Origin of the sequence: Nocardia sp. NBC_00416 (genome assembly GCF_036032445.1) — a bacterium.
Lineage (GTDB): Bacteria > Actinomycetota > Actinomycetes > Mycobacteriales > Mycobacteriaceae > Nocardia.
Map to the genome: position 1 here is coordinate 4,096,664 of NZ_CP107932.1, position 22,610 is coordinate 4,119,273.

Sequence of the window (22,610 nt, forward strand, 5' to 3'; positions counted from 1 at the left end):
ATGAACAACCGTCCCAAACAACTCGATTCGTCCTTCGTGCCGACCGTCATCAAATACATGTCCAAGGTCAACACCTGGGCCTACCGGCGTACCGGCGGCCGGATCGGCGGCACCTGGCGGGTGGGGTCGGGATTCCGTAAACCGGTTCCCACCCTGCTGCTCGAGCACACCGGCCGCAAATCCGGTAAGCAGTTCACGATCCCGCTGCTGTACCTGCGCGACGAGGCGAATATCGTCGTCGTGGCCTCGCAGGGCGGGCTGCCGAAGAATCCGCAGTGGTACTACAACCTGGTCGCACAACCGGATACCACGGTTCAGATCGGCAAGGAGAAGCTTCCGGTGCGGGCTCGTCTCGCCGACGACGCCGAACGCGACCGGCTGTGGCCGAAACTGCTGGAACTGTACGCGGATTTCGACAACTACCAGTCCTGGACCGAACGCCGCATCCCGGTGTTCGTGCTCGCCCCGCGCACCTCCTGATCGCGACGGCCGGTCCGCCGGCGATCCCCCGGGACCGCCGGACTCCGCCCGGGATCCACCGCGACCCGCAGCGGGCCGCCGGCGGAGATCGCGCGCCGCGGAAACGAATCGGGCGGCGAGTGGCGGCGCCGAGTCCCTCTGCCCGCCGGGCGGACCTGCCGCGAGAGCGTCCGATGCCTGCGGACGCCGACCCGATCGCCGTCGTCCACGTTCAACAGAACGAGACGGCGGCGCCCGTTCGGGTGCCGCCGTCTCTCGGGTATGCGCCCGTCAGGGGTGCGCGGGAACGTTGGCGCGTTCGGCGCCGACCGTGGTGTCCGGCCCGTGCCCGGTGTGCACCACGGTCTCGTCCGGCAGCGCGAACAGCGTTTCGTTGATCGAGACGAGGATGGTCGGGTAGTCCGAGTAGGAACGCCCGGTGGCGCCCGGACCGCCCTCGAACAACGTATCCCCGCTGAACAGCGCACCGGCTGCCGGGAGATACAGGCAGCACGATCCGGGTGAATGGCCGGGAGTGTGCAGTACGCGTAGTTCCGCGCCGCCTATCCGGAAGACCTCGTCCGCGGCGAGCGCACGGTATTCGACGCCGGGATGGGTCTGTTGCCAGAGCACGTCGTCGTCGGGGTGCAGGTGGATGGGTGCGCCGGTGGCCGCCGAGAGGGTGGGGGCGACGGTGACGTGATCGTTGTGCGCGTGCGTGCACACGATCGCCGTCACCCGACGTCCGGCCACCGCCTCGAGTATCGGCTGCGCGGTATGGGCGGCATCGATGATCAGCACCTCGCTGTCGTCGCCGATGAGCCAGATGTTGTTCGCCACGTCCCAGCAGCCGCCGTCGAGGCAGAACTGGCCCTCGGTCACGACCCGCTCGATCCGGACCGTCACAGGACCACCACCGAGCGCAGGACCTGCCCGCCGTGCATGGTGTGGAAGGCCTGCTCCACCGCGTCCAGGCCGATCCGCTCGGTCACGAACTTGTCCAGTGGCAGCCGGCCCTGCCGGTACAGGTCGATCAGCATCGGGAAATCCCGTTCCGGCAGGCAGTCGCCGTACCAGGACGATTTGAGCGATCCACCGCGGCTGAAGAAATCGATCAGCGGCATCTCGAGCGTCATATCGGGTGTGGGCACACCGACCAGCACCACGGTGCCCGCCAGGTCGCGGGCGTAGAAGGCCTGCTTCCAGGTTTCCGGGCGGCCGACCGCGTCGATCACCACATCCGCGCCGAAACCGTCGGTGAGATCCTGGATTCCGGCTACCGCGTCGGCGTCGGACGCGTCGATCGTGTGGGTCGCACCCAGTTCGCGCGCCCATTCGAGTTTCCGGGCGTCGGTGTCCACCGCGATGATGGTGCCCGCCCCGGCCAGCCGGGCGCCGGCGATCGCCGCGTCCCCCACACCGCCGCAGCCCAGTACCGCCACCGAATCGCCGCGGCCGACGTTCCCGGTGTTCACGGCGGCGCCCAGCCCCGCCATCACCCCGCAACCGAGCAGTCCGGCGACTGCCGGGTCGGTCTCGGGATCCACCTTGGTGCACTGCCCCTCGTGGACGAGGGTCTTGTCCGCGAAGGCGCCGATACCGAGCGCCGGGGTGAGTTCGGTGCCGTCCTCGAGGGTCATCGGCACACTGGCGTTGAACGTGTCGAAGCAATACCAGGGGCGACCGCGTTTGCACGCACGGCACTGGCCGCAGACCGCGCGCCAGTTCAGGACGACGAAATCGCCGGGTTCCACATGGGTGACCGCCGAACCCACCGTCTCCACCACTCCCGCGGCCTCGTGGCCGAGCAGGAACGGGAATTCGTCGTTGATACCGCCCTCGCGGTAGGTCAGGTCGGTGTGGCAGACCCCGCACGCCTGGATCCGCACCACGACATCGCGGGGACCTGGGTCGGGGATGACGATCGGGACCAGTTCGACCGGGGCGCCGGAACTGCGGGCGATGACTCCTCGAACCTGCTGTGGCACAGCATCTCCTCTCGGGCGGTAATGCGGCAATGCGCGATACCGCATACGTTATCCGCCTCGGGAGTGGGCGGGCAGGCACAACGACGGATCATGGCCGCGCAGCGGCCGAAGGTCCGGACCGGGTCAGCCGGCGACGCCCGCCTCGGGCTCCGGACCGGGGCCGTCGGCCCGCAATTTCAGAAGAGTCAATCCCGCGGTGCACGCCAGTATGAGACCGACGACGCTGAGCACCACGTTCAGGATCGCGATACCGATGACCGCCGCACCCAGCCCACCGGCGAAAACCAGCCAGCCCAGCACTCTGCCCACTGTGCCACCCGTTCCGCGTGCCGCGGAATCCACCGCCGGTTCCGGGGACGCCGCCGAAACAGCGGGCACCTCCGCCGAACCCGGCAGGTCGGTGGTGGTCTGGTCTCCCATCATCTACTCCTCGATGGCGCCGATCCGTAAATCGTTTTGCGCCTACCACTTCAGTGCATGGTCACCGAGAAACTCTCCGGTGTCTCATGCGTCACTTCAGCAACATACGCTACGACCACAACCCGAAGATTGTTACGCGACACAAGCTCGCGACACGCGGCTGATATCAATTCGATACCTGAACCGTACCCCCCGTTGGCTCTCGCACACCGGGTAACCAGGGCGATCGGGCGACAGGGACTAGTTCTCACCGGCACGCTCAATTAAGGTTGGGCCACTGACATATCACAGGAGCGTCACCGATGGACAGCAAAACGAAGGTCGCCGGTCCCCTGGCGGCCGCCGGCGCGGTTTCCCTCGGGCTGGTGCTCATCGGCGCGTGCGGAATCGGCCAGGACGACACCTATGTGCCGCCGCCCCCGATCCGTTCGGGTCCGCAGGCCGCCGAACAGGTGCACTACACCGGCGAAGTCTCCACCAGCGTCGCCAAAGTGCTGATACCGCCGTCGCCCAGCTGGCGGATGGCCCCCGAACCGCCGCCCCGGCGCACACTCCCGCCGGAATACCAGATCTCGGTCACCGCTTCCACGCCGCCCGGCGCCGAGGACGATCCGACCGGCGACGAGAGCGCGACCAGCACTCGCCCGGTCACCCTCTCGGCCACCCCCGGCCCGACACCGCCGACCGAGCCGAACTGGACCACGGCCTCGGTGCCCGGACCGGAAATCGCACCGGCGTACACCGAATCCCCGGTCCCGGCACCCGCGCCGCCGACCACCGTGGTGACAGCCCCGGTCCCGACGAACGCCGAAACCGCTGCCCCGGGCGCGCCCGAACAGCCCCCCGCGCCCCCGGCCGCCGAAGGCGAGCGGGCGGCCCCCGGAGCCGAGACCACGGAAACGCCCTCGGAGGCACCCGCACCGACGCCGACACCCGAAGTGCAATCGGCGCCGCGCGCGGTCGTACCGACCACCGAGACCCCCACGCCCGACCGCGCCGACGCACTTCCGGGCCCGGTGACCACCGAGCCGACCGGACCGATCCGCACCAGGTAACCGCGACCCCGGCGGCCGGAGCCGATCTCCTCGCGGCCCTCGCCGCCACCCGGCTCGACACCGTGCTCGGCGATAACGAAAGACCGCATCGAGCGGCGGGACTCAGCGTTCGGCGTAGGCCACGGCCCGGGCGGCGGCGGCCACCATCGGCCGCAGCGCGTTGGTGAACCCTTCGGCGCCCACCCCGGCGACTTCGACGTCCTTACCGGTGTGCACCGCGTAGCGGCCGTCCCCGGCGATATCCACCCAGCACAGCACGCCGAACGGTTTCGCTCCGGCGGCGCGGTGTACCGATACGACGATCTGGCCGATACCGTCGCGCTGCTGTTTCAATCGCTTACGTATCCGAGTCGGCACCGCGGGCCCGGAGACGGGAACTGTCACCCGGTCACGGCTGTCCACCGCGACCTCGGCGCGCGGCGCGCGCAGGCGTTCGCCCGCTCCGGCGGGGACGGCCGGTAGCGCCGAGACCACCCGCACCGGCAACGAGGTCGTGGTCGCCACGGTGATCCGCAGTTCGCCGCCCCGGTCCGGTCGCGCAGCCGCCCGCTGGGTGGCCACCACCGCGATCTGGCCCGCCGACGCGCCGAGCACCCGCACGGTCGGTGCACCCTCGCCGTCCTGCCCGAACGCCGCCACACTCACCTCGGGCCCGGCCAGCACCCGCAGCGCGGCTTCCAGGTCCGCGTCGAGCGTGGTGTCGCACCAGTGCCGCAGCGCGGGCAGTTGCGCGGTGCGCTCGACGGAATCACGGGCCGACAGGCGTACCGCCAGCGGATAGGGAATCCGGTCGCCGACCGTTCGTTCCCATGCCAGCGCGAACTGGTCCGGGGTGAGGATCCAGTTCACTCCGCTTCGGTCCACTCGCCCAGGACCGGCGGGGTGGTCGGGTCCAGGGCGCCGATCAGCGGCCCGGCCGGGTCGCCCGGTTCCAGGTAGGTGAGTTCCTCGTCGGTGAAGTGGAGTTCGTCCTCGTCCGGCTCGGCCCGGTCGGCACGCACCGGCGCGACCGGGGCGCCCGAGCGAACGGTATCGGCCGCCATGGCACCGCCCAGCATCCCGCCGATCGCGCCCGCGCCCATTCCGGTGACCGCCTCACCGCCCGAATGACGCTGTTGCTCATCACGAGTGCGTTCCTGGTCGCCGCCCGAACCGGCCGGACGGACGGGTGCGGCGAACACGGGGACGCTCGCCGCGGGCGCGCTGGACGCCGGAGCGACGCCGGTAACCCCCGCAGCGGCGGCGGGGGCGGCTGCCGCGGGGGCGGCGGGCGGCTGGGCGGTGCCCGCGACAGTGGTCTCCGGCGGGGCCTCGGGTGTGGTTCCGGCCCCATCCGGGACGGCGCCGGTCAGGACCTGCTGTCCGGTACCGGTAGCCGCCGCAGCGGCGGGCCGGGGCGGGTCGGTCTGCTCGTCGGGGACGGCCACGGCCACCGGCTGCGGGTGGGCGGGATTCTGTCCCGCAGCCGTATCCGCGACCGGGGCGACGGTGACCGGCGGAAGAACCGCGGCCGGCGCGGCGGCGGAGGTGGAATCGGGCAGGTCCGGGAACGCGGGCACCTGTGCGCCCGTCGGAACGAAGGCGCCGTTGTAGACGCTCTCCATCACCCGGACCACATCGGCTCGGTCGTCGTCGGCCGCCCGCACCACCGCGACGTTATCGGTGGCGGTTCGCGGATCGAGCAGCGCCGCGGCGAGATCCGGTTCGGCTCCCGAGGGTTCGGGAACTCCGGCGCGCAATGTCTCCGCGGCGTCACCGGCGCGGCGGAGCCGCTGCCCGACCGTGGCGAGAACATCGGCGAGCTGCCGCCCGGCCGACTCGAAATCCCGGACCGCGGCCACAGCCACCCCCGCGGCGGCGCCGCGCCAGCCGTCGGCGATGGCGCCCTGGATCTCGGTATGCGCCCGGTCCACCGCATCGGTGAGTCCGGTCGCCGCGCCCTGCCAGGCCTGACCTCCGGTCTGCAGCACGGACGGGTCCATCAGGGCGACACCGGCGTGGATCTCCTGATGGGTGAGGTTGTCGAACACTTCCACGGTGGGCGCGTAATCCGGGTCGACCCGGTAGTGGACGCCGCGCATGCCGCCACGGGGCAGTTCACGCACCGGAGACTCCCGTCGGTTCGGGGACGGCCGCGCCGAGCGCGGCGGACACCTCGGTATCGGACTGCTGATAGGCCGCGGCGGCGGCCCGGAAGGTGTGTGCGAGCTGCCGGGCCGTCCCGGAGTACCGGCGCAGCGCCGCGATGGCCTCGGTGGCCTTGCCCTCGAATCCGCCGCGCAGCGCGGCGCCCGAGGCGAAACCGCCGAAACCGGGCAGCGATACCGCCGCGGTGAGGGTTTCGATCTGCGCGTCCACCTGATCGGCCAGTTGTTCGTAGCGCTGTGCGCACCGTTCGGGTGCGCCCTCGGCCACCAGCACGCTGTCGATCCACAGTTGCCCGTCGTCCACGGCCGCGCCGAGCGCGGTGATCGTATTCGGCTGCATCGGCGTCCCCCTTCCTGCTTCGCTGTCACACAGCGCATCTCACGATCGTCGCACCGGCCCCGCGACGATCTCCTGCGTCCACTGCACGATATCCGCCGTCACTCGCGCACGCACGCGTTCGTGCAGCAGATCGTGCCCGGCATCGGCGTATTCGCACAGTCGCGCCGACGCACGCCGCCGGACCCAGGCACGGATCGGCTCGATCGACGCGCGCCGGTCGTCCACCCCGTGCACCGCCAGGGCCGGAGGCAAGTCGGCATTACCCGGCCGGTCGTCGAGGGCGCGGGGCGGTGTACCGCAGAGCACGAGGCCGACGGGCAGGCGCGGGTCCAGCGCCGGGCCAACCGTGTCGGTGGCAGTGCCCAGCGACGACGGAGTGGCGCCCAGCGCGGCGAGTGCTGTCACCGCGCCCAGGGAATGACCCATGAGGGTCAGCGGGAGGTCCGGCTCCTGCGCGCGCGCCAGCGCGAAGAACCGCGCCGCGTCGGCGACGAGGTCGGACAGGATCGGGGGCGCCCCGGGGTCTCCCTCGCTGAGGCCCTGCCCCGCGGTATCCAACGTCCAGATCGCGAGACCGGCGCTGTTCACCTGCCGCGCGAATTCGTGATAATGCCCGCTGTGCTGACCTGTACCGGGCAGCAGCACCAGGCCCGCCGCGGCCGCCTCGACCGGCCGGTACCGATAGTGCAGCCGACCGCGGACGCCGCCGAAGAAACCCATGGGCCGGATTCTGGCAAAGAATCGGCGACTGTTGGGGTGCCACGATTCGCGGCCGGCCCCCGCGCGCGGTGCGTCGCGGCGGCGCGACCGCTAGGCCGGGGCGGGCGCGGGCTGCGGGGCGGGCGCGGGCGCGGGCTCCGGTTGCGGCGAAGGCGCAGGTGCGGGCGCCGGAGCACCGGGTTCGGCGGGCGCCGACTGCGGGGCCGGGGCCGGCGCGGGAAGGGGCTCGACGGGGACGGGGAACATGCCGACCGTGGGGGTCATCACACAGAGGGCGCCGGGAAAGTTGATGGTGCCCCACATGGACGCCAGGACGGTTCCGGGACCGCTGGGCACGGTCTTCGACAGCGACGGCGTCCCGAGTTCGGTCCGGTCGTCGAGCATGGTGAGACCGCTGCGCCCGTTGTTGATATTGATCCAGGCGACCACCAGACCGGAGGTCTCCGGGATACCGGAGTGTCCGGGGGTGGCGTGGAAGGTCAGGGTGCCGGGCGTGCCGTGGATATTGGCACTGGGGCCGTTGGCGGTGCCGGCCGCGACGATCGTGGTGATCGGGCCGTTACTGCCGCAGCCGAAGGTAGGGGCCGCGTACACGAAAGGGGTGTACTGCCCGATGGTGCTGATGTGGCTGGCGGCGACGAAGTCGGCGTAGTGGGCCAGCGCGTCCACTCCGGCGTGGTTTTCGGGTTGGCCGGCGGTCTGCTCGGTGAGCGCGCTCAGCGCGGTTTCGGCCGGTGTGGGCGCCGGTGCGGCCGCCGCCGGTGCGAAGGTGAGCGCGGCACTGATACCGAGGGCGGCTGCCGTGGCCGCGGTGCGCGCGACGATGTTGTTGTGCACTGCTGACTCCCTAGATCCGATCGTGGCGACGGCGCCGGAACCGGCCGGCACCCCCTGCCCACCGCAGCAACGTACCAGCCTCTATGGGGCACCGCCTGGTCACACTCCGCTCTCGGCTGGGGCGATCCCCACTGGGGTCGGGCCACATGTGATGCACTCGACGCGGCAGGATTGCTGAGGGGTGTAAATTCTATGCGGGACAATCGAGACATACTTGGAGATGTGTATGAAATTAACTCTGTCTCCCGACGAGGTCGCCTTCCGTGACGAACTGCGGAAGATCTACACCACGGCGATCCCGGCCGAGATCCGTGAACGCGTGAAATACGGTCACGAGCTGTCCCGCGCGGACATCGTGACGGCCCACCAGATTCTCAACGAGCACGGCCTGGCCGTGCCGAACTGGCCGGTGGCCTGGGGCGGCAAGGACTGGACCCCGATGCAGCGCCATCTGTGGCAGGACGAGATGCAGCTGGCCAGCGTGCCGGACCCGCTCACGTTCAACGCCACGATGGTCGGCCCGGTCATCGCGCAGTTCGGGTCCGAAGAACTCAAACAGCGCTTCCTGCCGCCCACCGCCAACCTCGACATCTGGTGGTGCCAGGGCTTCTCCGAACCCGACGCGGGCTCGGATCTGGCCTCACTGCGCACCACGGCGGTCCGCGACGGTGATTCCTACATCGTCAACGGCCAGAAGATCTGGACCACCCTGGCCCAGTGGGCCGACTGGATCTTCTGCCTGGTCCGCACCGACCCGAACGCCCCGAAGAAGCAGGCCGGTATCTCCTTCCTGCTCTTCGACGTGAAATCGCCCGGCGTCACCGTCCGGCCGATCAAGTTGATCGACGGCGGTTACGAGGTCAACGAGGTCTTCTTCGAGAACGTCCGCGTCCCCGCCGACCAGCTGGTCGGCGAGGAGAACATGGGCTGGACCTACGCCAAGTACCTGCTGGGCAACGAACGCACCGGAATCACCGGGGTCGGCCGCACCAAGGTCCGGATCGGGGTGGCCAAGGAATACGCGGCCGCCACCAGGTCCGGTGCCGGGACCCTGCTCGACGATCCGCTGTTCGCGGCGCGGATCGCCGAGTTGGAGAACGAACTGCTCGCCCTCGAACTCACCCAGTTGCGCGTCGTGTCGAACTCGGTCGAGGGCAAACCGAACCCGGCGTCGTCGGTGCTGAAGATGCGCGGTTCGGAACTGCAGCAGGCGGCCACCGAACTCCTGCTCGACATCGCCGGACCGGACGCCCTGCCGGTCGGCGCCGGTGCTATCGCCTCGCCGGAATGGGCGCAGCGCACCGGCCCGAGCTATCTCAACTACCGCAAGACAACCATCTACGGAGGTTCCAGCGAGGTGCAGCGCACCATCATCGCCTCCTCGATCCTCGGATTGTGAGGTCAGGTAATGGATTTCGATCTCACCGATGAACAGGCCCTGCTCCGCGATACGGTGCGGGACCTGCTGAATCGCCACTACAACCCGGAGTCCCGGCTCGAGGTCACCGCCACCGACCTCGGCTGGAGCCGTCAGATGTGGGGACAGCTGGCCGAACTCGGCGTACTCGGGCTGAGCTTCGACGAGAAGGACGGCGGGATGGAAGCCGGTCCGGTGGAGACCATGCTGGTGCTCGAGGAGATCGGGCGGCGGCTGGCGCCGGAACCACTGCTGGACGCGGTCCTGGTACCGGGCGGGCTGATCAGCGCACTGGGCACCACCGACCAGCGGCAGCGCATCCTGCCCGAGGTCGCCGCCGGGTCGAAACTGCTCGCCTTCGCGCACGGTGAACCGGGTACCCGCTGGCCCGACCACGCCGTGGACACCGCGGCCACCGCCGCGGGCGAGGGCTACACGCTCACCGGCGTCAAGAACCCGGTACCGCACGGCGACTGCGCCGACGAACTGGTGGTCAGCGCGACCCTGCCCGACGGCGGTCTCGGACTGTTCCTGGTCGCCGCCGACGCGACGGGTGTCACCCGGACCTCCTACGCGACGGTCGACGGTCTGCGCGGCGCGCAGGTGGAGCTGGCCGGGACCCCGGCCGAACTCCTCGGCACCGGGGCGGACGCGACCGCCGCCGTGCGGGAGGTGCTCAACCGGGCCCAGGCCGGGTTGTGCGCGGAGTCGGTGGGTGCGATGGAGGAGTCGCTGCGACTGACCACCGACTACCTCAAGACCCGCAAACAGTTCGGCGTCACCTTGTCGAAGTTCCAAACCCTGACCCAGCGCGCCGCGAACATGTACGTCTCGCTGGAACTGGCCCGCAGCATGAGCTACTACCTCACTGCCTCCCTGGTCGAGGACGCCGGCAACCCGGTGATCGCGTCCCGGGCGCGGCTGCAGGTCGGCCGGTCGGCGCGGCACATCGGACAGGAGGCGATCCAGATGCACGGCGGTATCGGCGTGACCTCGGAGTACCCGGTGGGTCACTACGTGGCCCGGCTGACTGCCATCGAGCGCACACTCGGCAGTGGCCTGGAGCATCTGCGGATCCTGTCGGATCGCGTCGCCGACTACGCGCAGCCGGAGCTGTAGCTCCCGCGTTTCCGGCGCCCGCCCGGACACCCGGTGCCCTCACCGGGTGTCCGGGCGGAGCAATCCGGTGACCTCGCTGTCCTCGAGCTGATGGAAGTCGCGGTAGGCCCCGCCCACCCCGGCCAGCGCCGACGGCGCGTGCGGGCACACCACCTCGTCGGCCTCGGCGCGGATCCATTCGAGCGCCTCGGGCGCCGAGACCGGCACCGCCACCACGACCCGCCGGGGTCGCTGGGCCCGGGCCACCCGGCACGCCACGACCACCGTCGCACCGGTGGCGACACCGTCGTCGACGATCACCACGGTGCGGTCCAGCAGCGGGATCGGCGGGATGTCGCCCCGCCACAGCACGCGGCGACGATCCAGTTCGGCCCGCTCATCGGCTTCGATCGCGTCCAGCCGCGCCCGGTCCAGTCCGGTCTGGCGCAGGACGTCGGAGTTGATCACTCGGACCCCCTGCTCACCGATCGCCCCGGCCGCCAACTCCGGTTGCCAGGGCACACCCAGCTTGCGGACCAGCAGGATATCCAGATCGCCGCCGATGACTTCGCGGACCGCCGCCGCCACCGGCACTCCCCCGCGCGGTAGCCCGAGCACCAGCGGGTCCGTCGCACGCAGGTGCGTCAGTTCGCTTCCCAGCGCGCGTCCGGCGGTCACACGGTCGGCGTAGAGCATTATCCTTCGACGCTACCCGCCACCGGCGCGCCGACGGCGAACCTGCGCAGGGCGAGGCTCGGGTTGGAGGTGCGGACGCGGTCCAGGACTTCGGGCTCCAGCCGCGCCGCGACGATGCCCGGCTCGTCGGCGAGTTCGCCGAGCACCCGGCCCGCCGGGTCGACGATCATCGAGTACCCCGCACCCCGCGGTCCGCACTGATCGGCCGCGGCCACGTACACCGTGTTCTCGATGGCCCGGGCGCGTAGCAGGGTGGTCCACTGGTCGACCTTGCCCGGTCCCGGGATCCACTGGGCAGGTAACAGCAGAACCTCGGCGCCCGCGGCCGCCAGCCGCCGGAAACCCTCCGGGAACCGCAGGTCGAAGCAGGTCTGCAGGCCGAAGGTCAGGCCCTCGACGGTGAACAGGGCCGTCTCGTCGAGCGGTCCGGGCCGCACGACCTCCGATTCGCGCTGCCCGAAGGCGTCGTAGAGGTGCACCTTGCGGTACCGCGCGCACAGCGACCCGTCGGGCCCGAGAACGACCAGGGTGTTGTGGATCCGGCCGTCCGCCGGGGCGGTCGTCTCGACGACGCCGGCCACCAGGTGGACCCCGGTATCCGCGGCCAGTGCGGCCAGTGCGCTGACGAACGGACCGTCCAGCGGTTGGGCGGCGGCGCGGGCCCGATCGTCCAGGCGGCCCAGCGCGAACATCGAGTACTCCGGAGCGACCACCACGCGGGCCCCGCGTTCGGCCGCGGCGCGCACGTGGGCGGTGAGAGCCGCCAGGTTGGCATCGATATCGGTATGCGGCGCGAACTGCACCGCGGCGATGTCCACGGGGCCGGTGGAGGAGGGCCCGAGGGAGTCGGCAGGGTCGGCTTCCATGCTGACACCGTATGGCCCGGTGGTCCGGACAACCAGGCAGTACCAGTAAACTTCTGGTCAATGAGCACCAATGAGGGCGAGGGCAACCTCGGCGAGAACACCGACGAGACCGAACCCGAAACCGCCGGACCGACCTTCGCCGATCTCGGAATCGATGACCGAATTCTTTCGGCCATCGCCGACGTCGGCTACGAATCGCCCTCCCCTATCCAGGCCGCGACCATTCCCCCGCTGATGGCGGGCACGGATGTGGTGGGTCTGGCACAGACCGGTACCGGTAAGACCGCGGCGTTCGCGATTCCCATCCTGGAGGGCCTGCTGCAGGACCGGCCCACCGGCAAGCAGCCCGCCGCGCTGGTGCTCGCGCCGACCCGTGAGCTCGCGATCCAGGTCGCGGAGGCGTTCGGACGGTATGCCACGCATATGCCGGGCACCCATGTGCTGCCCATCTACGGCGGCCAGAGTTACGGCGTGCAGCTGTCGGGTCTGCGCCGCGGCGCACAGGTCGTGGTGGGTACGCCCGGCCGGGTGATCGACCACCTGGCGAAGGGCACCCTGGACCTGTCGCAGCTGCGCTACCTGGTGCTCGACGAAGCCGACGAGATGCTGAAGATGGGGTTCCAGGAGGATGTCGAGCGCATCCTCGCCGACACCCCGGCCGATAAGCAGGTGGCGCTGTTCTCCGCGACCATGCCGGCGGCGATCCGCAAGATCTCCAAGCAGTACCTGCGCGAACCGGTCGAGATCACGGTCAAGGCCAAGACCAGCACGGCCACCAACATCACCCAGCGCTGGGTACTGGTATCGCATCAGCGCAAACTCGACGCGCTCACCCGGATCCTCGAGGTGGAGTCCTTCGAGGCCATGATCATCTTCGTGCGCACCAAACAGGCCACCGAGGAGTTGGCCGAGAAGTTGCGCGCCCGCGGGTTCTCGGCCGCGGCGATCAACGGTGATATCGCCCAGGCACAGCGCGAACGCACCATCGGCCAGCTGAAGGCGGGCACGCTGGACATCCTGGTCGCCACCGATGTCGCGGCCCGCGGCCTGGACGTCGACCGGATCTCGCACGTGGTGAACTACGACATCCCGCACGACACCGAGTCCTATGTGCACCGCATCGGCCGGACCGGGCGGGCGGGCCGCAGCGGTGAGGCGCTGCTGTTCGTCGCCCCGCGCGAACGCCACCTGCTCAAATCCATCGAGCGCGCCACCCGCCATCCGCTGACCGAGATGCAGCTGCCCAGCATCGACGATGTGAACGCGCAGCGGGTCGCGAAGTTCGGCGACGCGATCACCGAGAACCTCAGTTCGGACAATCTCGCTCTGTTCCGCAAACTGATCGAGGATTACGAGCAGGAGCACAACACGCCGCTGGCCGATATCGCGGCCGCGCTGGCCGTGGCCGCGCAGGACGGCGAGAGTTTCTTCCTCGAACCCGAACCCGAACCGGTGGAGCGGCCACGCCGCGAACGCGCGCCGCGCCGGTTCGAAGAGGGCGGTTTCGACGACGACCGCCGCGGTCCGGCCCGGCAGCGCGCTACCGGCGAGGAACTGGCCACCTACCGCATCAGTGTCGGTAAACGGCATCGGGTGGTCCCGGGCGCGATCGTCGGCGCGATCGCCAACGAGGGCGGTTTGCGGCGTAGCGATTTCGGGCATATCAGCATCCGGCCCGACCACAGCCTGGTCGAACTGCCGGCCAAGCTTCCGGCGGAAACCCTGGAAGCCCTGCGGCGCACCCGGATCAGCGGAGTGCTGATCCAATTGCAGCTGGACCAGGGCGCGCCGGGACATCGTTCGATCGGTCGCGGTGCCCGCCACGACGGCCCGAAACGCCAGGATCGCCGGAAACCGCGTTCCTGATTCAACGGTCCGTTCCACCAGGTCGGACCCGGTGGTTACAGTGGGGCCGGTCCGGTCCGCGCGGATGCGCCGGCCGGGGTGTCACTGGGCGCAGGAGGGCCGTGGGTGTTCGTTGTCGGTGATCGGGTGGTGTGCAGTGCCACGGATCTGGTGCGTTCCGCGCGCTGCGAATTCGCGCTGCTGCGCGCGCTCGACGCCGAAGTGGGCACGGCCACCGGCGAGCTCGGTGACGAAACCGGTTGCGGGACAACAGGTCATGCCCACGAGGAGGCCGCCGAGTTCGTCCGGGTCCGGCAGCGGTACGGCGACGCGCTGGTCGAGATCGCCCGGCCCGCCGAACGCATCGATGCGCTGACCACCGCACACACCGAATCCCTCGCCGCGCTCCGCACCGAGGCGCTCGCGGTGGCCGGTCCCACGGTGTTCGACGGTGACGTGTTCGCGCATGCCGACCTGCTGACCCACACCGCGCACGGTGTACGACTGCACGGCGTCGCATCCGAACCGGCGGATCTGGTCGCCACAGCACTGCGCATGACCGTCGGCGCCGCCCTGCTCGAGCAGCAGTCGATCCCGGTCGATCCGCTGCTGTCGGTGTACTGCGGCGCCGGGACCCGATCCGTCGAACTGGCCGATATCCGGCCGCTGTATCTGGCGCGGCGCGCGCGCACGGCGGAGATCCTGGCCGAACACACCAGCGAACTGCTGCCGGTGCAGTGGGGTGATCCACGGTTCCGCGCCTGCCGCCGCTGCGCTACCTGCCGGGCCGCCCGCACCGAGTCCCGGGATCTGCTGCTGGTCGCCGGTATGGACCGCGCCACGCGCGCGGGACTGCGGGCGGCGGGCGTCACCAGCATCGACCGTCTCACCACCCGCACCGTCGCACCGCCGGAGATACCGCCGCGCATCCTCACCCGGCTCCGCGCCCAGGCCGTCGTCCAGCTACGACAGGAACACTCGGGGCGCGCCGAATACGTCGCGACCGACCCGTCCGCGCTGGATATGCTGCCGCCCGCCACACCGGGCGATCTCGCGCTGCACATCCATCGGGTCGCGCCGGACCGGTTGCGGGTCGACATCGCCGCCCGCGATTCGCTCCGGCTGACCCGCGAGCTTGCGTTCGAGTCCCCCTCCGACGGGCTCTCGTCCGACCCGCGCCAGGACCTGCGCGGCGCCGCGCGCCGCGCGTTCACCGATATCCTGGCGGCGCTCACCGAACCACTGCTGGCCGATCCGGACCTGCACATCTACCACTACACGCCCGCCGCCCGGACTTTCCTGCTGCACACCAGCGGCCGTCTCGGCTCCGGTGAGGAGTCCGTGGATGTCTTGCTGCGGACCGGAACCCTGGTGGACCTGTATCCGATCGTCCGGGGCGGATTCGTGCTGGGGTCGCGATCCTACGAACTGTCCGAGATCGCCCCGGCGTTCACGGACCCGGCCGGCGCATCCGGCGCCACCACCGTGCTGCCGCTCGCGGACCGGCTGCGCAAACAGTCGGGCGGCCCGCCGGCTCCGGCCACCACCGCGCACTCGTCCACACTCGACCGGCTGCTCCGCGAGACGCCCCCCGCGCGGCTCTCGTCCACCGAGGCCGCACTGGCCGAATTCGCGGCCGGTGGGCCGCGCACCCGGCGGCCCGGTGGTGGCGCCCCGGCGACTCCACCCGACTCCTACCGCGTCGCGGCGCTCACCGCCGCGCTGCTCGGCTACCACCGTCGCGAACTGCAGCAACCGTGGTGGGCTCATATCGACCGGCTCACCCACCCGCTGTCCGAGTGGCCTTCCGCGCCGGGAGTCATGGTCGCCGATTCCTGTGCGGTGGATACGAAATGGCATATCGGCCCGGACGACGGTGTGCGGCGCTTCCTCCGGCTCACCGGCCGGCTCACCGGTCCCGGCCTCGCCCCGGGCACCGCGGTCTGCGTCGTCTACGAGGCCGCGGGCCGCGCGCCCCGGGCGATCCGGACCTACGGAACGGCCACGGTGCTCGGCTGTTCGCTGGACGCCGATCACGGAGACACCGTCCGGCTCCAGGAGACCCCGGCCCCCGGCGCCGGACCGCACGACGAACTTCCGGTCGCCTTGGCGCCGGCTGTCCCCGGCCCGCCCGGCGCCGCGGCGAACGCGGTGGCGGACATCGGCAGACACCTGCTGGTGACGCTGCCCGCCGTGCCCGGCACCGCCCTGTTCGATCTGCTGGCCCGCCGCCCACCGCGACTTCGTCCCGGCGGCGACGCGGCGGAGGTTACGCCGCTGCCGGACCCGGGTGACGATCCGCGGGCCGTGATCACCGCCGCCCTGCGCGATTTGGACAGGTCCTATCTCGCCGTGCAGGCGCCGACCGGCACCGGCCGCACCGCCATCCTCGCCGATGTCCTCGCCGCGCTCGTCACCGAGGACAACTGGCGTATCGGTATCGTCGCGCCCACCGACGGTCCGGTGGAGAACCTGCTCGACGCGGTGGTCCGGGCGGGTGTACTGCCCGAACTGGTCGCGAAGAGCGAAGCGGTCGCGGTGGCGCCGGAATGGCTGGTGCTCGACGCCGGTCGGTATCCCCGCTTCCTGGCGAACGCGATTCGCGGCTGCGTCGTCGGCGGTACCCCCGCCGATTTCACCGACCCCGGCCGGGTGCCCCGTGATTCGCTGGACCTGCTGGTGATCGCCGACGCCAACGCCTTCCCGCTCGCGGCCACCGCCGCTGTCTCGGTCAGTGCCCGGAACCTGCTTCTCACCGGCGATCCGACCGATCGCCACCACCGCGATCCCGGACCGCATCCGGAGCCGGTACACCTACCGGCCCTCACCTGGCTCGCCGCCGGTCACGCCACCCTGCCCCCGGTACACGGTTACTTCCTGGACCGGACCCACCGCCTGCACCCCCGGGTCGGCGATCCGCTCGCCCGGCTCTACTTCGACGACCGGCTGCGGACCGCACCCGTCCCGGATCCGCCCTCCGATGCCGTCGAACCCGGTATCGCCGCCGTGCTGGTGGAACACCACGGCAACAGCATCTCGTCGGAGGCCGAGGCCCGCGAAGTGCTGCAACAGATCCGGGACCTGCTGGGCCGGCGATGGTACGACGGCAGCGGTTTCCGGCCGCTGCAGCCGCACGATATCGTCGTCGTCTCCCCCCACCGCGCGCAGGTGAGCCGGATCGAGGCGCTGCTGTCGCGGGCCCGCTTGGAAGAGGTGCTGGTGGCCACCCCCGAGCTGCTGCGCGGCCGGGAAGCCGCCGTGGTCCTGGTTTCCCTGGCCACCTCCAGCCCGGAGGATTCTCCTGTTCCGGTCGGCGCGCTGCTGTCTCCCGCGTTGGTACACGACACGGTAGGCCGCGCGCGCCGCCGCGCGGTGATCGTCCGGTCCCCGTTGCTCACCGAATTCCTACCGGAAACGCTGGAAGAATCCGCGAATATCTCACGGTTCATTCAGTTGGGCGCAGAATAAAGAATTTCGCGGGCCCGGCGACTTCCTGGGACAGTTGATTTTACTTCCGCGAAACGAAAACGCGGACCGACCGGAATTATCTCGTAACGACGTGAATACGGGAAAGCGAATTCATTCGCCGCTCATCCGAAACATTTCCCCTCACCACGGTACGTAGGCACCTCGACCCGTGCGCCGCCGCCGTCCACCAGATACAGCCGATCGAACCGTTCGCACAGCTCACCCGCCTTGGCGTGCCGGAACCAGACCCGGTCGCCGACCGATAGTTCCGCGGCCCCCGACAGTGGGGTCTGCACTTCTCCGGCTCCCTCGGCGCCGAGTAGACGCAATCCCTTCGGCCACACCGGTTTCGGTACACGCGACTTCCCGGCGGGGCCGGACGCGATATATCCGCCGCCGAACACGGTGACTATCGCGGGCGCGGGGCGGCGCAGTACCGGCAGCGCGAAATACAGTGCGGGCCTTGGCACGAACGTGCGATAGCCGTCGAAAAGAGTGGGGACGTACAGGCCCGATCCCGCGGTGATCTCGGTGACTCCCGGCGCCGCCGCGCTGAGTTCGACGGAGCCGGTGCCCCCACTGTTGACGATTTCCAGCGAACCGGTCACCGCCACAACGGCATCCAGTACCGCCGCTCGGCGGCGACCGATCTCCCGAGCGGACGCCTTCTTCACCAGCCGAACCGGCAACGAGGTGTCCGGCAGCCCCGCGATCTGCGCCTCGTAGGTCATCAGGCCCACCACGCGGAAACCCCGCGCGCGGGCCTGTTCGGCCAGCTCAGCGGCCTGATCAGGGGTCCGTACCGGGGAACGGCGCACCCCCAGGTGCACGGATCCGATCCGGAGTGAGGCGTCCACGTCCAGGCAGACCCGGGGAGTTACGGTGGCGCTGCCGATCGCGTCCCGGATCAGATCCAGTTGCGCCGCATCGTCGATCATCAGTGTGATCGCCGCGAGCAGTCCGGCGTCGCCGCCGAGTTCGGCCAGCGCCGCGCGGTCGACGGTGGGGTATCCGAGCAGCACGTCACGTGCGCCGCAGCGGACCAGCCAGATCGCCTCGGCGAGCGAGTACGACATGAGACCGGCGAAGCCGCCCGCGGCGGTCAGTCCGGAGCCGAGTACTTCCTCGAGGACGGCGCGGCAGCGTACCGATTTGCTGGCCACTCTGATGGGGCGGCCCGCGGCACGGCGCACCAGGTCGGCGGCGTTGGCACGCAGGACGGTCAGGTCCAGGGCGGCCAGCGGCGGATCGAGATCGGCGGTGGCCGCGTGCAGCGGGGCAATCGGCGAGGTCGCGCTCACCCGGCCCACTCAACCAGGCAACTGGTCATACGTCCAGCTCTACGGGCCGGGTGTCAGGCGTCGATCGCGCGGGTGACGAGGTTGGAGACCAGATCATCGAAGGCCACCAGCACGACTTCGTCGTCGCAATCGGCGAGCCACCGCAGCACCGAACCCTGCACCACCATCATCACGTAGGAGGCCACCGACTCGACCGGCTCGATCCAGCGGGTGCCGGAGCGGGCGGCGCACAGCTCCAGCCACTCGATCACATCACGCTGCTGAGCACGCTGCCGCGCGGACACCACGGGATCGGGCACATAGCCCTCGGAGCGCGAATCCCAGTGCTGACACAGCGTCTGCACGGTCTTCGAATACGCGTGGATCTGCTGCACCGGAGTCGCCTTGACAAGCGGCCAGTAGGCACTCACCCCGGCGTGCAACAGCACCCGCAGCGCCCGTAATCCGGCGATATCCAGTACCGCGTCTGCATGATCGACCGCTTCACGCACGGCCGACCGGATCCGCACCTCCGCTATTTCTCCACGTACGCCCAACGCAAGCTCCCTCGGCAAACAACTCGCACACACCGGGCCGATTACTCGACACGAAGTGGCCGGCCGGATCGGTAGGCATAGTCGGGAAGTAGCAGCCTATCCAATCCGTCTTCTCAATATTAGAAGGTTTTCGGGGTTTGAGAACAGTTCTAACGGGAAACTCATACCCGAAGACTGTTTTACATGCCCTTGCGGTACCGCTGCCGCATACCCCGGAACACCGTGCGCGTGCTTCCGATCCACCCTGGACCGGCACCGCTGTGCGCGCACCCGCATCGAACTTCCTCCGCATGGCAGAGAACATCGGCCAGTCTACGACCGCGCCGACATGATCATCGGCGGCTGTGCCGGATCACACAACGCAGCCCGCCCACCGCCGGTTAGCCTGATGCGGTGACAAGCTCCCCCCTCGCCGGGCATCTCCGGATCAGCGGCACATTCAACTTTCGAGATCTCGGCGGATTGCGGATCGACGGCGGCGGAACGACCCGGCCCGGAGTCCTGCTCCGCTCGGCGCAGCTCAGCAGGCTCGACGACGCAGGTCACGCGACCCTGCGCGAACTCGGGGTCGGCGCGGTCCATGATCTGCGCGGACACCGCGAGATAGAACGCGCCGGCGCGGACCGGCTGCCGCAGGAAGTCCGTCTCCGCATCACCCCGTTCGACGACGGCACGGTCACCGCCCCACCCCATGAGGCCGGGGCCGGCCGCGCGGACGCGCCCGGCGCCGCACTGGCCTACATGATGGACGTGTACCGGAACTTCCCGGCCCGGCCCGAGGCCCATGCGGCCATCCTGGCGCTCGCCGAAGCGATCGTCGCCGATCGCGGAGCCGTCCTCGTGCACTGCGCCGCCGGAAAAGACCGCACCGGCTGGACGATCGCCACCCTGCTGCGCGCGGTCGGCGTCACCGAGCCCGAGATCTTCGGCGACTATCTGCTGAGCAACCACGCCGTCGTCGAACTGCGTACCTCCCTCAAATCGGAGTTCGGCGCGGACCTGCCCAAAGAAGTACTCGAAGTGCGCGAGGACTACCTCCGGGCGGGCATCGCCTCGGGCACCGAACTGCACGGCGATTTCGAGACCTACCTCGCCGCGATAGGGCTCACCCCGGACCTGCGCGCACACCTGCGGAAACGACTCGTCGCCTGATCCTCAGGCACTGCGGCGGACCAGCCCGTCGGCGCCGATTCGCACGTGATCGCCGGTGTGGAACCAGCTACCGGTGAAACGATCGGCGGTGCGCTGCGGATCGTTCCAGTAGCGCCTGGTCACATTGGGTCCGCGGCAGAGCAGCTCACCGTGCCCGGCCGCGGCCTCCGGCCCGCACAACGCCAGCTCGGTCCCGCCGAACGGGAAACCCAGCACGGTGCCGTCCGCACCGCCATCGGACCCGGCCGTGGGACCCAGTGCGAGCCCGATCCCGCTGGTCTCGGTGGCGCCCCAGACCGACCACTGCCGGGCCGACGGAAACACTCGGCCGAGGTCCTGCGGGCAGGCCGGAACCGGTTCACCGTCATCGGCCGCGGCAACACGATGCCCCGCGGTACTGATCCGGACCACCCGCTCGGTCCGCAGCCCGTCGGCCCGGCTCACGGCCAGTTCCGGCAGCAGCCCACCGAGGATGCGGGCGTTCGCGGCCAGGGTGTCCACGCCCTCGGTGGCGATCGCCTCGGCGACGCCGGCCTTCCCCTGCGCCAGCACCACGGTCCCGCCCACCGCGAACGTCGGCAGCAACTGGTCGACGCAACCACTGGCATAGGCCAGCGGCTGCAACACCAGATTGCGCAGGCCGTCGGTAGGCAGGTCGAGGGCGGCGACCATGGAGCGGATGGCCGAGAGCAGGTTCTCGTTCGTCAGCTCGACCCCGGTCGGGACGCCACCCACCCCGGAGCCGCTGGTGTAGCACAGCAGCGCGAGGTCGTTGAGCGCCGCGCCGTCGTCGATGAACGCGGCGCCGTCGGGCAGATCCGCGCCCCAGCGGATATCGCCGCGAGTGGCGCCGCAGCCCCGCTCGGCCGCCCCCAGCACGAAATCGGCGTCGCTGTCGGCGATGACCCGATCGGCCAGCTCGCCGGGCAGTCCGTGGTGCACCAGCACCGGCACCGCACCGCTGAGCAGCGCTCCGAGAAAGGCCTGGACCCAGCGCACGCCGGGCGGCATGTGCACCGCGACCCGGTCGCCGTAGCCGATCCCGTGCTCCTGCAGACCACCGGCGACCCGCGACGCCGAATGCCACAGCTCCCGGTACGTGAGCCGGCCACCGCCGACCTCGACCACCGCGTCCCGGTTCGAGAACGCGTGCACCTGCAGGTCGAGCAGTTCGGTGAGGGCGGGACTGAGATTTCCGTAGCGCAGGATGCCGTCCGCGCCCCGCGAGAGCGGCGCCGTGGCGCCGGCATCGACGATATGGAACTCCACCAGATCCGGCGGACCGGCGGCTCTCTCTCCCGGGGCGGACGGGCCGGACGCAGGTCCGATGATCGTGGTCGTACCGGCTTGCATCGGACCTCCGCCTGATCGAACTGTCTGGCACCAGTGACTATATGACGCAGATCACAAACGTGGGTGCGGAGTCGGCGAATCGTCCGAGAGATTATGAAATCGTCACCTGCGGACTCAGCGGCCCCGGTAGCTCGCCTTACCCGGGCCCAGTTCCAAGAAGCTGCGGACAGCCTGCGGCAGGTCCTCGGTATCGAACAATTCACCCGACACCCGCGGCGTCACCGAATCCGCGTGCGCCACCCCACCCGACCGCCACGCCTCCACGATCCGCTTGGTCGCGGCGTGCGCGCGGGTCGGCCCCTCGGCCAGCCGGTGGGTCAGCGCGACCGCGGCGGCATCGAGATCGTCATGGATCTGGTTCACCACACCCCAGTCCCGCAAGGTGGCCGCGTCGTACAGATCACCGGTCATCACGAGTTCGCGCGCCCGGCCGGACCCGGCACGTTCGGCCAGCCGCTGCGGCCCGCCCATCGACGGAGTCAGCCCGACCACGATCTCCACCAGACCGAATTTCGCCTTCGGCGCCGCCAGGATCAGGTCACAGGCCAGCGCGATCTCGAACGCGGCGGTGAGAGTGAGCCCGTGCGCGGCGAAAACCACCGGGCAGGGCAACGCCTCGATCGGATGACCGATCCGGGCGAACAGGTCCTCCCACAGTTGCGCCCCCTGTTCGACGGTCAGGCCGTCGAAGGTGTGCACATCCACCCCACCCGAGACCACTTTCCCCTCGGCCCGGATCAACACCGCGCGCGGCGGTTGCGCCGACAAACCGGCGATATCGTCGACCAAGGCGTCGAACATGGCCTTGTCGAAAAGGTTCAACGGCGGACTCGCCAGCGTCAACGTCGCGACTTCGGCACCGCCGACGGTGACCGTGCGTTCCAGCCGAGTGGGTTTGGTAGCGCTCATAGC

General features: G+C 70.1%; 21 protein-coding genes. 7 read left to right on the forward strand and 14 right to left on the reverse strand.

Annotation, left to right across the window (positions count from 1 at the left end):
• Nucleotides 1–480, forward strand: coding sequence for a nitroreductase family deazaflavin-dependent oxidoreductase (locus tag OG804_RS17455; RefSeq protein WP_328387798.1), 480 nt, complete (start codon nucleotides 1–3; stop codon nucleotides 478–480).
• 270 nt (nucleotides 481–750) lie between these two features.
• Here the strand turns inward: OG804_RS17455 and OG804_RS17460 are convergent, their stop codons facing one another.
• From OG804_RS17460 to OG804_RS17470, 3 genes are all read right to left on the reverse strand, one after another.
• Nucleotides 751–1,365: an MBL fold metallo-hydrolase gene (locus tag OG804_RS17460; RefSeq protein WP_328387799.1), complete on the reverse strand. Its 615-nt coding sequence runs from the start codon at nucleotides 1,363–1,365 to the stop codon at nucleotides 751–753.
• Nucleotides 1,362–2,447 carry an S-(hydroxymethyl)mycothiol dehydrogenase gene (locus OG804_RS17465; RefSeq protein WP_328387800.1) on the reverse strand — a complete coding sequence of 362 codons (1,086 nt, stop codon included), beginning with the start codon at nucleotides 2,445–2,447 and terminating at the stop codon, nucleotides 1,362–1,364. The genes OG804_RS17460 and OG804_RS17465 overlap by 4 nt, the downstream gene beginning before the upstream one ends.
• Before the next feature lie 123 nt (nucleotides 2,448–2,570).
• Complete coding sequence (locus OG804_RS17470; protein ID WP_328387802.1) at nucleotides 2,571–2,870, reverse strand: hypothetical protein; 300 nt, start codon at nucleotides 2,868–2,870, stop codon at nucleotides 2,571–2,573.
• A 299-nt stretch (nucleotides 2,871–3,169) separates the two neighbouring features.
• Between OG804_RS17470 and OG804_RS17475 the strand changes: the two genes are divergently transcribed.
• On the forward strand, nucleotides 3,170–3,922 hold the full coding sequence (locus OG804_RS17475; protein WP_328387804.1) for a hypothetical protein: 753 nt from the start codon (nucleotides 3,170–3,172) through the stop codon (nucleotides 3,920–3,922).
• A 102-nt stretch (nucleotides 3,923–4,024) separates the two neighbouring features.
• Here OG804_RS17475 and OG804_RS17480 read toward each other — a convergent pair whose 3' ends face one another.
• The 5 genes from OG804_RS17480 to OG804_RS17500 all read right to left on the reverse strand — a co-directional run bounded on the left by OG804_RS17480 (nucleotide 4,025) and on the right by OG804_RS17500 (nucleotide 7,966).
• Entirely contained in the window at nucleotides 4,025–4,786 is a 762-nt protein-coding gene (locus OG804_RS17480; RefSeq protein ID WP_328387805.1) for an ESX secretion-associated protein EspG, read from the reverse strand.
• Nucleotides 4,768–6,027: a WXG100 family type VII secretion target gene (locus OG804_RS17485; RefSeq protein ID WP_328387807.1), complete on the reverse strand. Its 1,260-nt coding sequence runs from the start codon at nucleotides 6,025–6,027 to the stop codon at nucleotides 4,768–4,770. Before OG804_RS17485 ends, OG804_RS17480 begins: the two co-directional genes overlap by 19 nt.
• Complete coding sequence (locus OG804_RS17490; protein WP_328387809.1) at nucleotides 6,020–6,409, reverse strand: hypothetical protein; 390 nt, start codon at nucleotides 6,407–6,409, stop codon at nucleotides 6,020–6,022. Before OG804_RS17490 ends, OG804_RS17485 begins: the two co-directional genes overlap by 8 nt.
• 39 nt (nucleotides 6,410–6,448) lie before the next feature.
• On the reverse strand, nucleotides 6,449–7,129 hold the full coding sequence (locus OG804_RS17495) for an alpha/beta hydrolase (RefSeq protein WP_328387811.1): 681 nt from the start codon (nucleotides 7,127–7,129) through the stop codon (nucleotides 6,449–6,451).
• 90 nt (nucleotides 7,130–7,219) lie between these two features.
• The gene (locus OG804_RS17500) at nucleotides 7,220–7,966 is read right to left on the reverse strand and encodes a hypothetical protein (RefSeq protein ID WP_328387813.1); all 747 of its coding nucleotides are present in this window, start codon (nucleotides 7,964–7,966) and stop codon (nucleotides 7,220–7,222) included.
• 226 nt (nucleotides 7,967–8,192) lie between these two features.
• Here OG804_RS17500 and OG804_RS17505 point away from each other — a divergent pair, with 226 nt between their 5' ends.
• Entirely contained in the window at nucleotides 8,193–9,365 is a 1,173-nt protein-coding gene (locus OG804_RS17505; protein WP_328387815.1) for an acyl-CoA dehydrogenase family protein, read from the forward strand.
• A gap of 9 nt (nucleotides 9,366–9,374) precedes the next feature.
• Entirely contained in the window at nucleotides 9,375–10,502 is a 1,128-nt protein-coding gene (locus OG804_RS17510; RefSeq protein ID WP_328387817.1) for an acyl-CoA dehydrogenase family protein, read from the forward strand.
• A 39-nt stretch (nucleotides 10,503–10,541) separates the two neighbouring features.
• Here OG804_RS17510 and OG804_RS17515 read toward each other — a convergent pair whose 3' ends face one another.
• Both OG804_RS17515 and OG804_RS17520 read right to left on the reverse strand, forming a co-directional pair.
• A complete protein-coding gene (locus tag OG804_RS17515) occupies nucleotides 10,542–11,177 on the reverse strand; it encodes a phosphoribosyltransferase (RefSeq protein WP_328387819.1) in 636 nt (211 codons plus the stop codon).
• Entirely contained in the window at nucleotides 11,177–12,043 is an 867-nt protein-coding gene (locus OG804_RS17520; protein ID WP_328387821.1) for a carbon-nitrogen hydrolase family protein, read from the reverse strand. The genes OG804_RS17515 and OG804_RS17520 overlap by 1 nt, the downstream gene beginning before the upstream one ends.
• 60 nt (nucleotides 12,044–12,103) lie before the next feature.
• Between OG804_RS17520 and OG804_RS17525 the strand changes: the two genes are divergently transcribed.
• Together OG804_RS17525 and OG804_RS17530 are read left to right on the forward strand one after the other, a co-directional pair.
• Nucleotides 12,104–13,909: a DEAD/DEAH box helicase gene (locus tag OG804_RS17525; protein ID WP_328387823.1), complete on the forward strand. Its 1,806-nt coding sequence runs from the start codon at nucleotides 12,104–12,106 to the stop codon at nucleotides 13,907–13,909.
• Nucleotides 13,910–14,014: 105 nt separating this feature from the next.
• Nucleotides 14,015–17,356 carry an AAA domain-containing protein gene (locus tag OG804_RS17530; protein WP_328387825.1) on the forward strand — a complete coding sequence of 1,114 codons (3,342 nt, stop codon included), beginning with the start codon at nucleotides 14,015–14,017 and terminating at the stop codon, nucleotides 17,354–17,356.
• A gap of 122 nt (nucleotides 17,357–17,478) precedes the next feature.
• Here the strand turns inward: OG804_RS17530 and OG804_RS17535 are convergent, their stop codons facing one another.
• Both OG804_RS17535 and OG804_RS17540 read right to left on the reverse strand, forming a co-directional pair.
• Nucleotides 17,479–18,666, reverse strand: a complete 1,188-nt coding sequence (locus OG804_RS17535; protein ID WP_442941558.1) for an amino acid deaminase/aldolase — start codon at nucleotides 18,664–18,666, stop codon at nucleotides 17,479–17,481.
• A 44-nt stretch (nucleotides 18,667–18,710) separates the two neighbouring features.
• On the reverse strand, nucleotides 18,711–19,193 hold the full coding sequence (locus OG804_RS17540; protein ID WP_328387829.1) for a TetR family transcriptional regulator: 483 nt from the start codon (nucleotides 19,191–19,193) through the stop codon (nucleotides 18,711–18,713).
• A gap of 393 nt (nucleotides 19,194–19,586) precedes the next feature.
• On the opposite strand from OG804_RS17540, the gene OG804_RS17545 reads away from it, so the two are divergent.
• Nucleotides 19,587–20,345 carry a tyrosine-protein phosphatase gene (locus OG804_RS17545; RefSeq protein WP_328387831.1) on the forward strand — a complete coding sequence of 253 codons (759 nt, stop codon included), beginning with the start codon at nucleotides 19,587–19,589 and terminating at the stop codon, nucleotides 20,343–20,345.
• 3 nt (nucleotides 20,346–20,348) lie between these two features.
• Here the strand turns inward: OG804_RS17545 and OG804_RS17550 are convergent, their stop codons facing one another.
• Together OG804_RS17550 and OG804_RS17555 are read right to left on the reverse strand one after the other, a co-directional pair.
• Nucleotides 20,349–21,698 (reverse strand): class I adenylate-forming enzyme family protein, encoded by a 1,350-nt coding sequence (locus OG804_RS17550; protein ID WP_328387833.1) that lies wholly within the window; start codon nucleotides 21,696–21,698, stop codon nucleotides 20,349–20,351.
• 114 nt (nucleotides 21,699–21,812) lie between these two features.
• Entirely contained in the window at nucleotides 21,813–22,607 is a 795-nt protein-coding gene (locus tag OG804_RS17555; RefSeq protein WP_328387835.1) for an enoyl-CoA hydratase/isomerase family protein, read from the reverse strand.
• Nucleotides 22,608–22,610: the final 3 nt, after the last annotated feature.

Bases quoted from the DNA above. Each gene is read 5' to 3' on its own strand.
- OG804_RS17455 (WP_328387798.1), top strand. From the start codon at position 1: ATGAACAACCGTCCCAAACAACTCGATTCGTCCTTCGTGCCGACCGTC.
- OG804_RS17470 (WP_328387802.1), bottom strand. From the start codon at position 2,870: ATGATGGGAGACCAGACCACCACCGACCTGCCGGGTTCGGCGGAGGTG.
- OG804_RS17475 (WP_328387804.1), top strand. From the start codon at position 3,170: ATGGACAGCAAAACGAAGGTCGCCGGTCCCCTGGCGGCCGCCGGCGCG.
- OG804_RS17490 (WP_328387809.1), bottom strand. From the start codon at position 6,409: ATGCAGCCGAATACGATCACCGCGCTCGGCGCGGCCGTGGACGACGGG.
- OG804_RS17495 (WP_328387811.1), bottom strand. From the start codon at position 7,129: ATGGGTTTCTTCGGCGGCGTCCGCGGTCGGCTGCACTATCGGTACCGG.
- OG804_RS17505 (WP_328387815.1), top strand. From the start codon at position 8,193: ATGAAATTAACTCTGTCTCCCGACGAGGTCGCCTTCCGTGACGAACTG.
- OG804_RS17510 (WP_328387817.1), top strand. From the start codon at position 9,375: ATGGATTTCGATCTCACCGATGAACAGGCCCTGCTCCGCGATACGGTG.
- OG804_RS17515 (WP_328387819.1), bottom strand. From the start codon at position 11,177: ATGCTCTACGCCGACCGTGTGACCGCCGGACGCGCGCTGGGAAGCGAA.
- OG804_RS17520 (WP_328387821.1), bottom strand. From the start codon at position 12,043: ATGGAAGCCGACCCTGCCGACTCCCTCGGGCCCTCCTCCACCGGCCCC.
- OG804_RS17525 (WP_328387823.1), top strand. From the start codon at position 12,104: ATGAGCACCAATGAGGGCGAGGGCAACCTCGGCGAGAACACCGACGAG.
- OG804_RS17550 (WP_328387833.1), bottom strand. From the start codon at position 21,698: ATGCAAGCCGGTACGACCACGATCATCGGACCTGCGTCCGGCCCGTCC.
- OG804_RS17555 (WP_328387835.1), bottom strand. From the start codon at position 22,607: ATGAGCGCTACCAAACCCACTCGGCTGGAACGCACGGTCACCGTCGGC.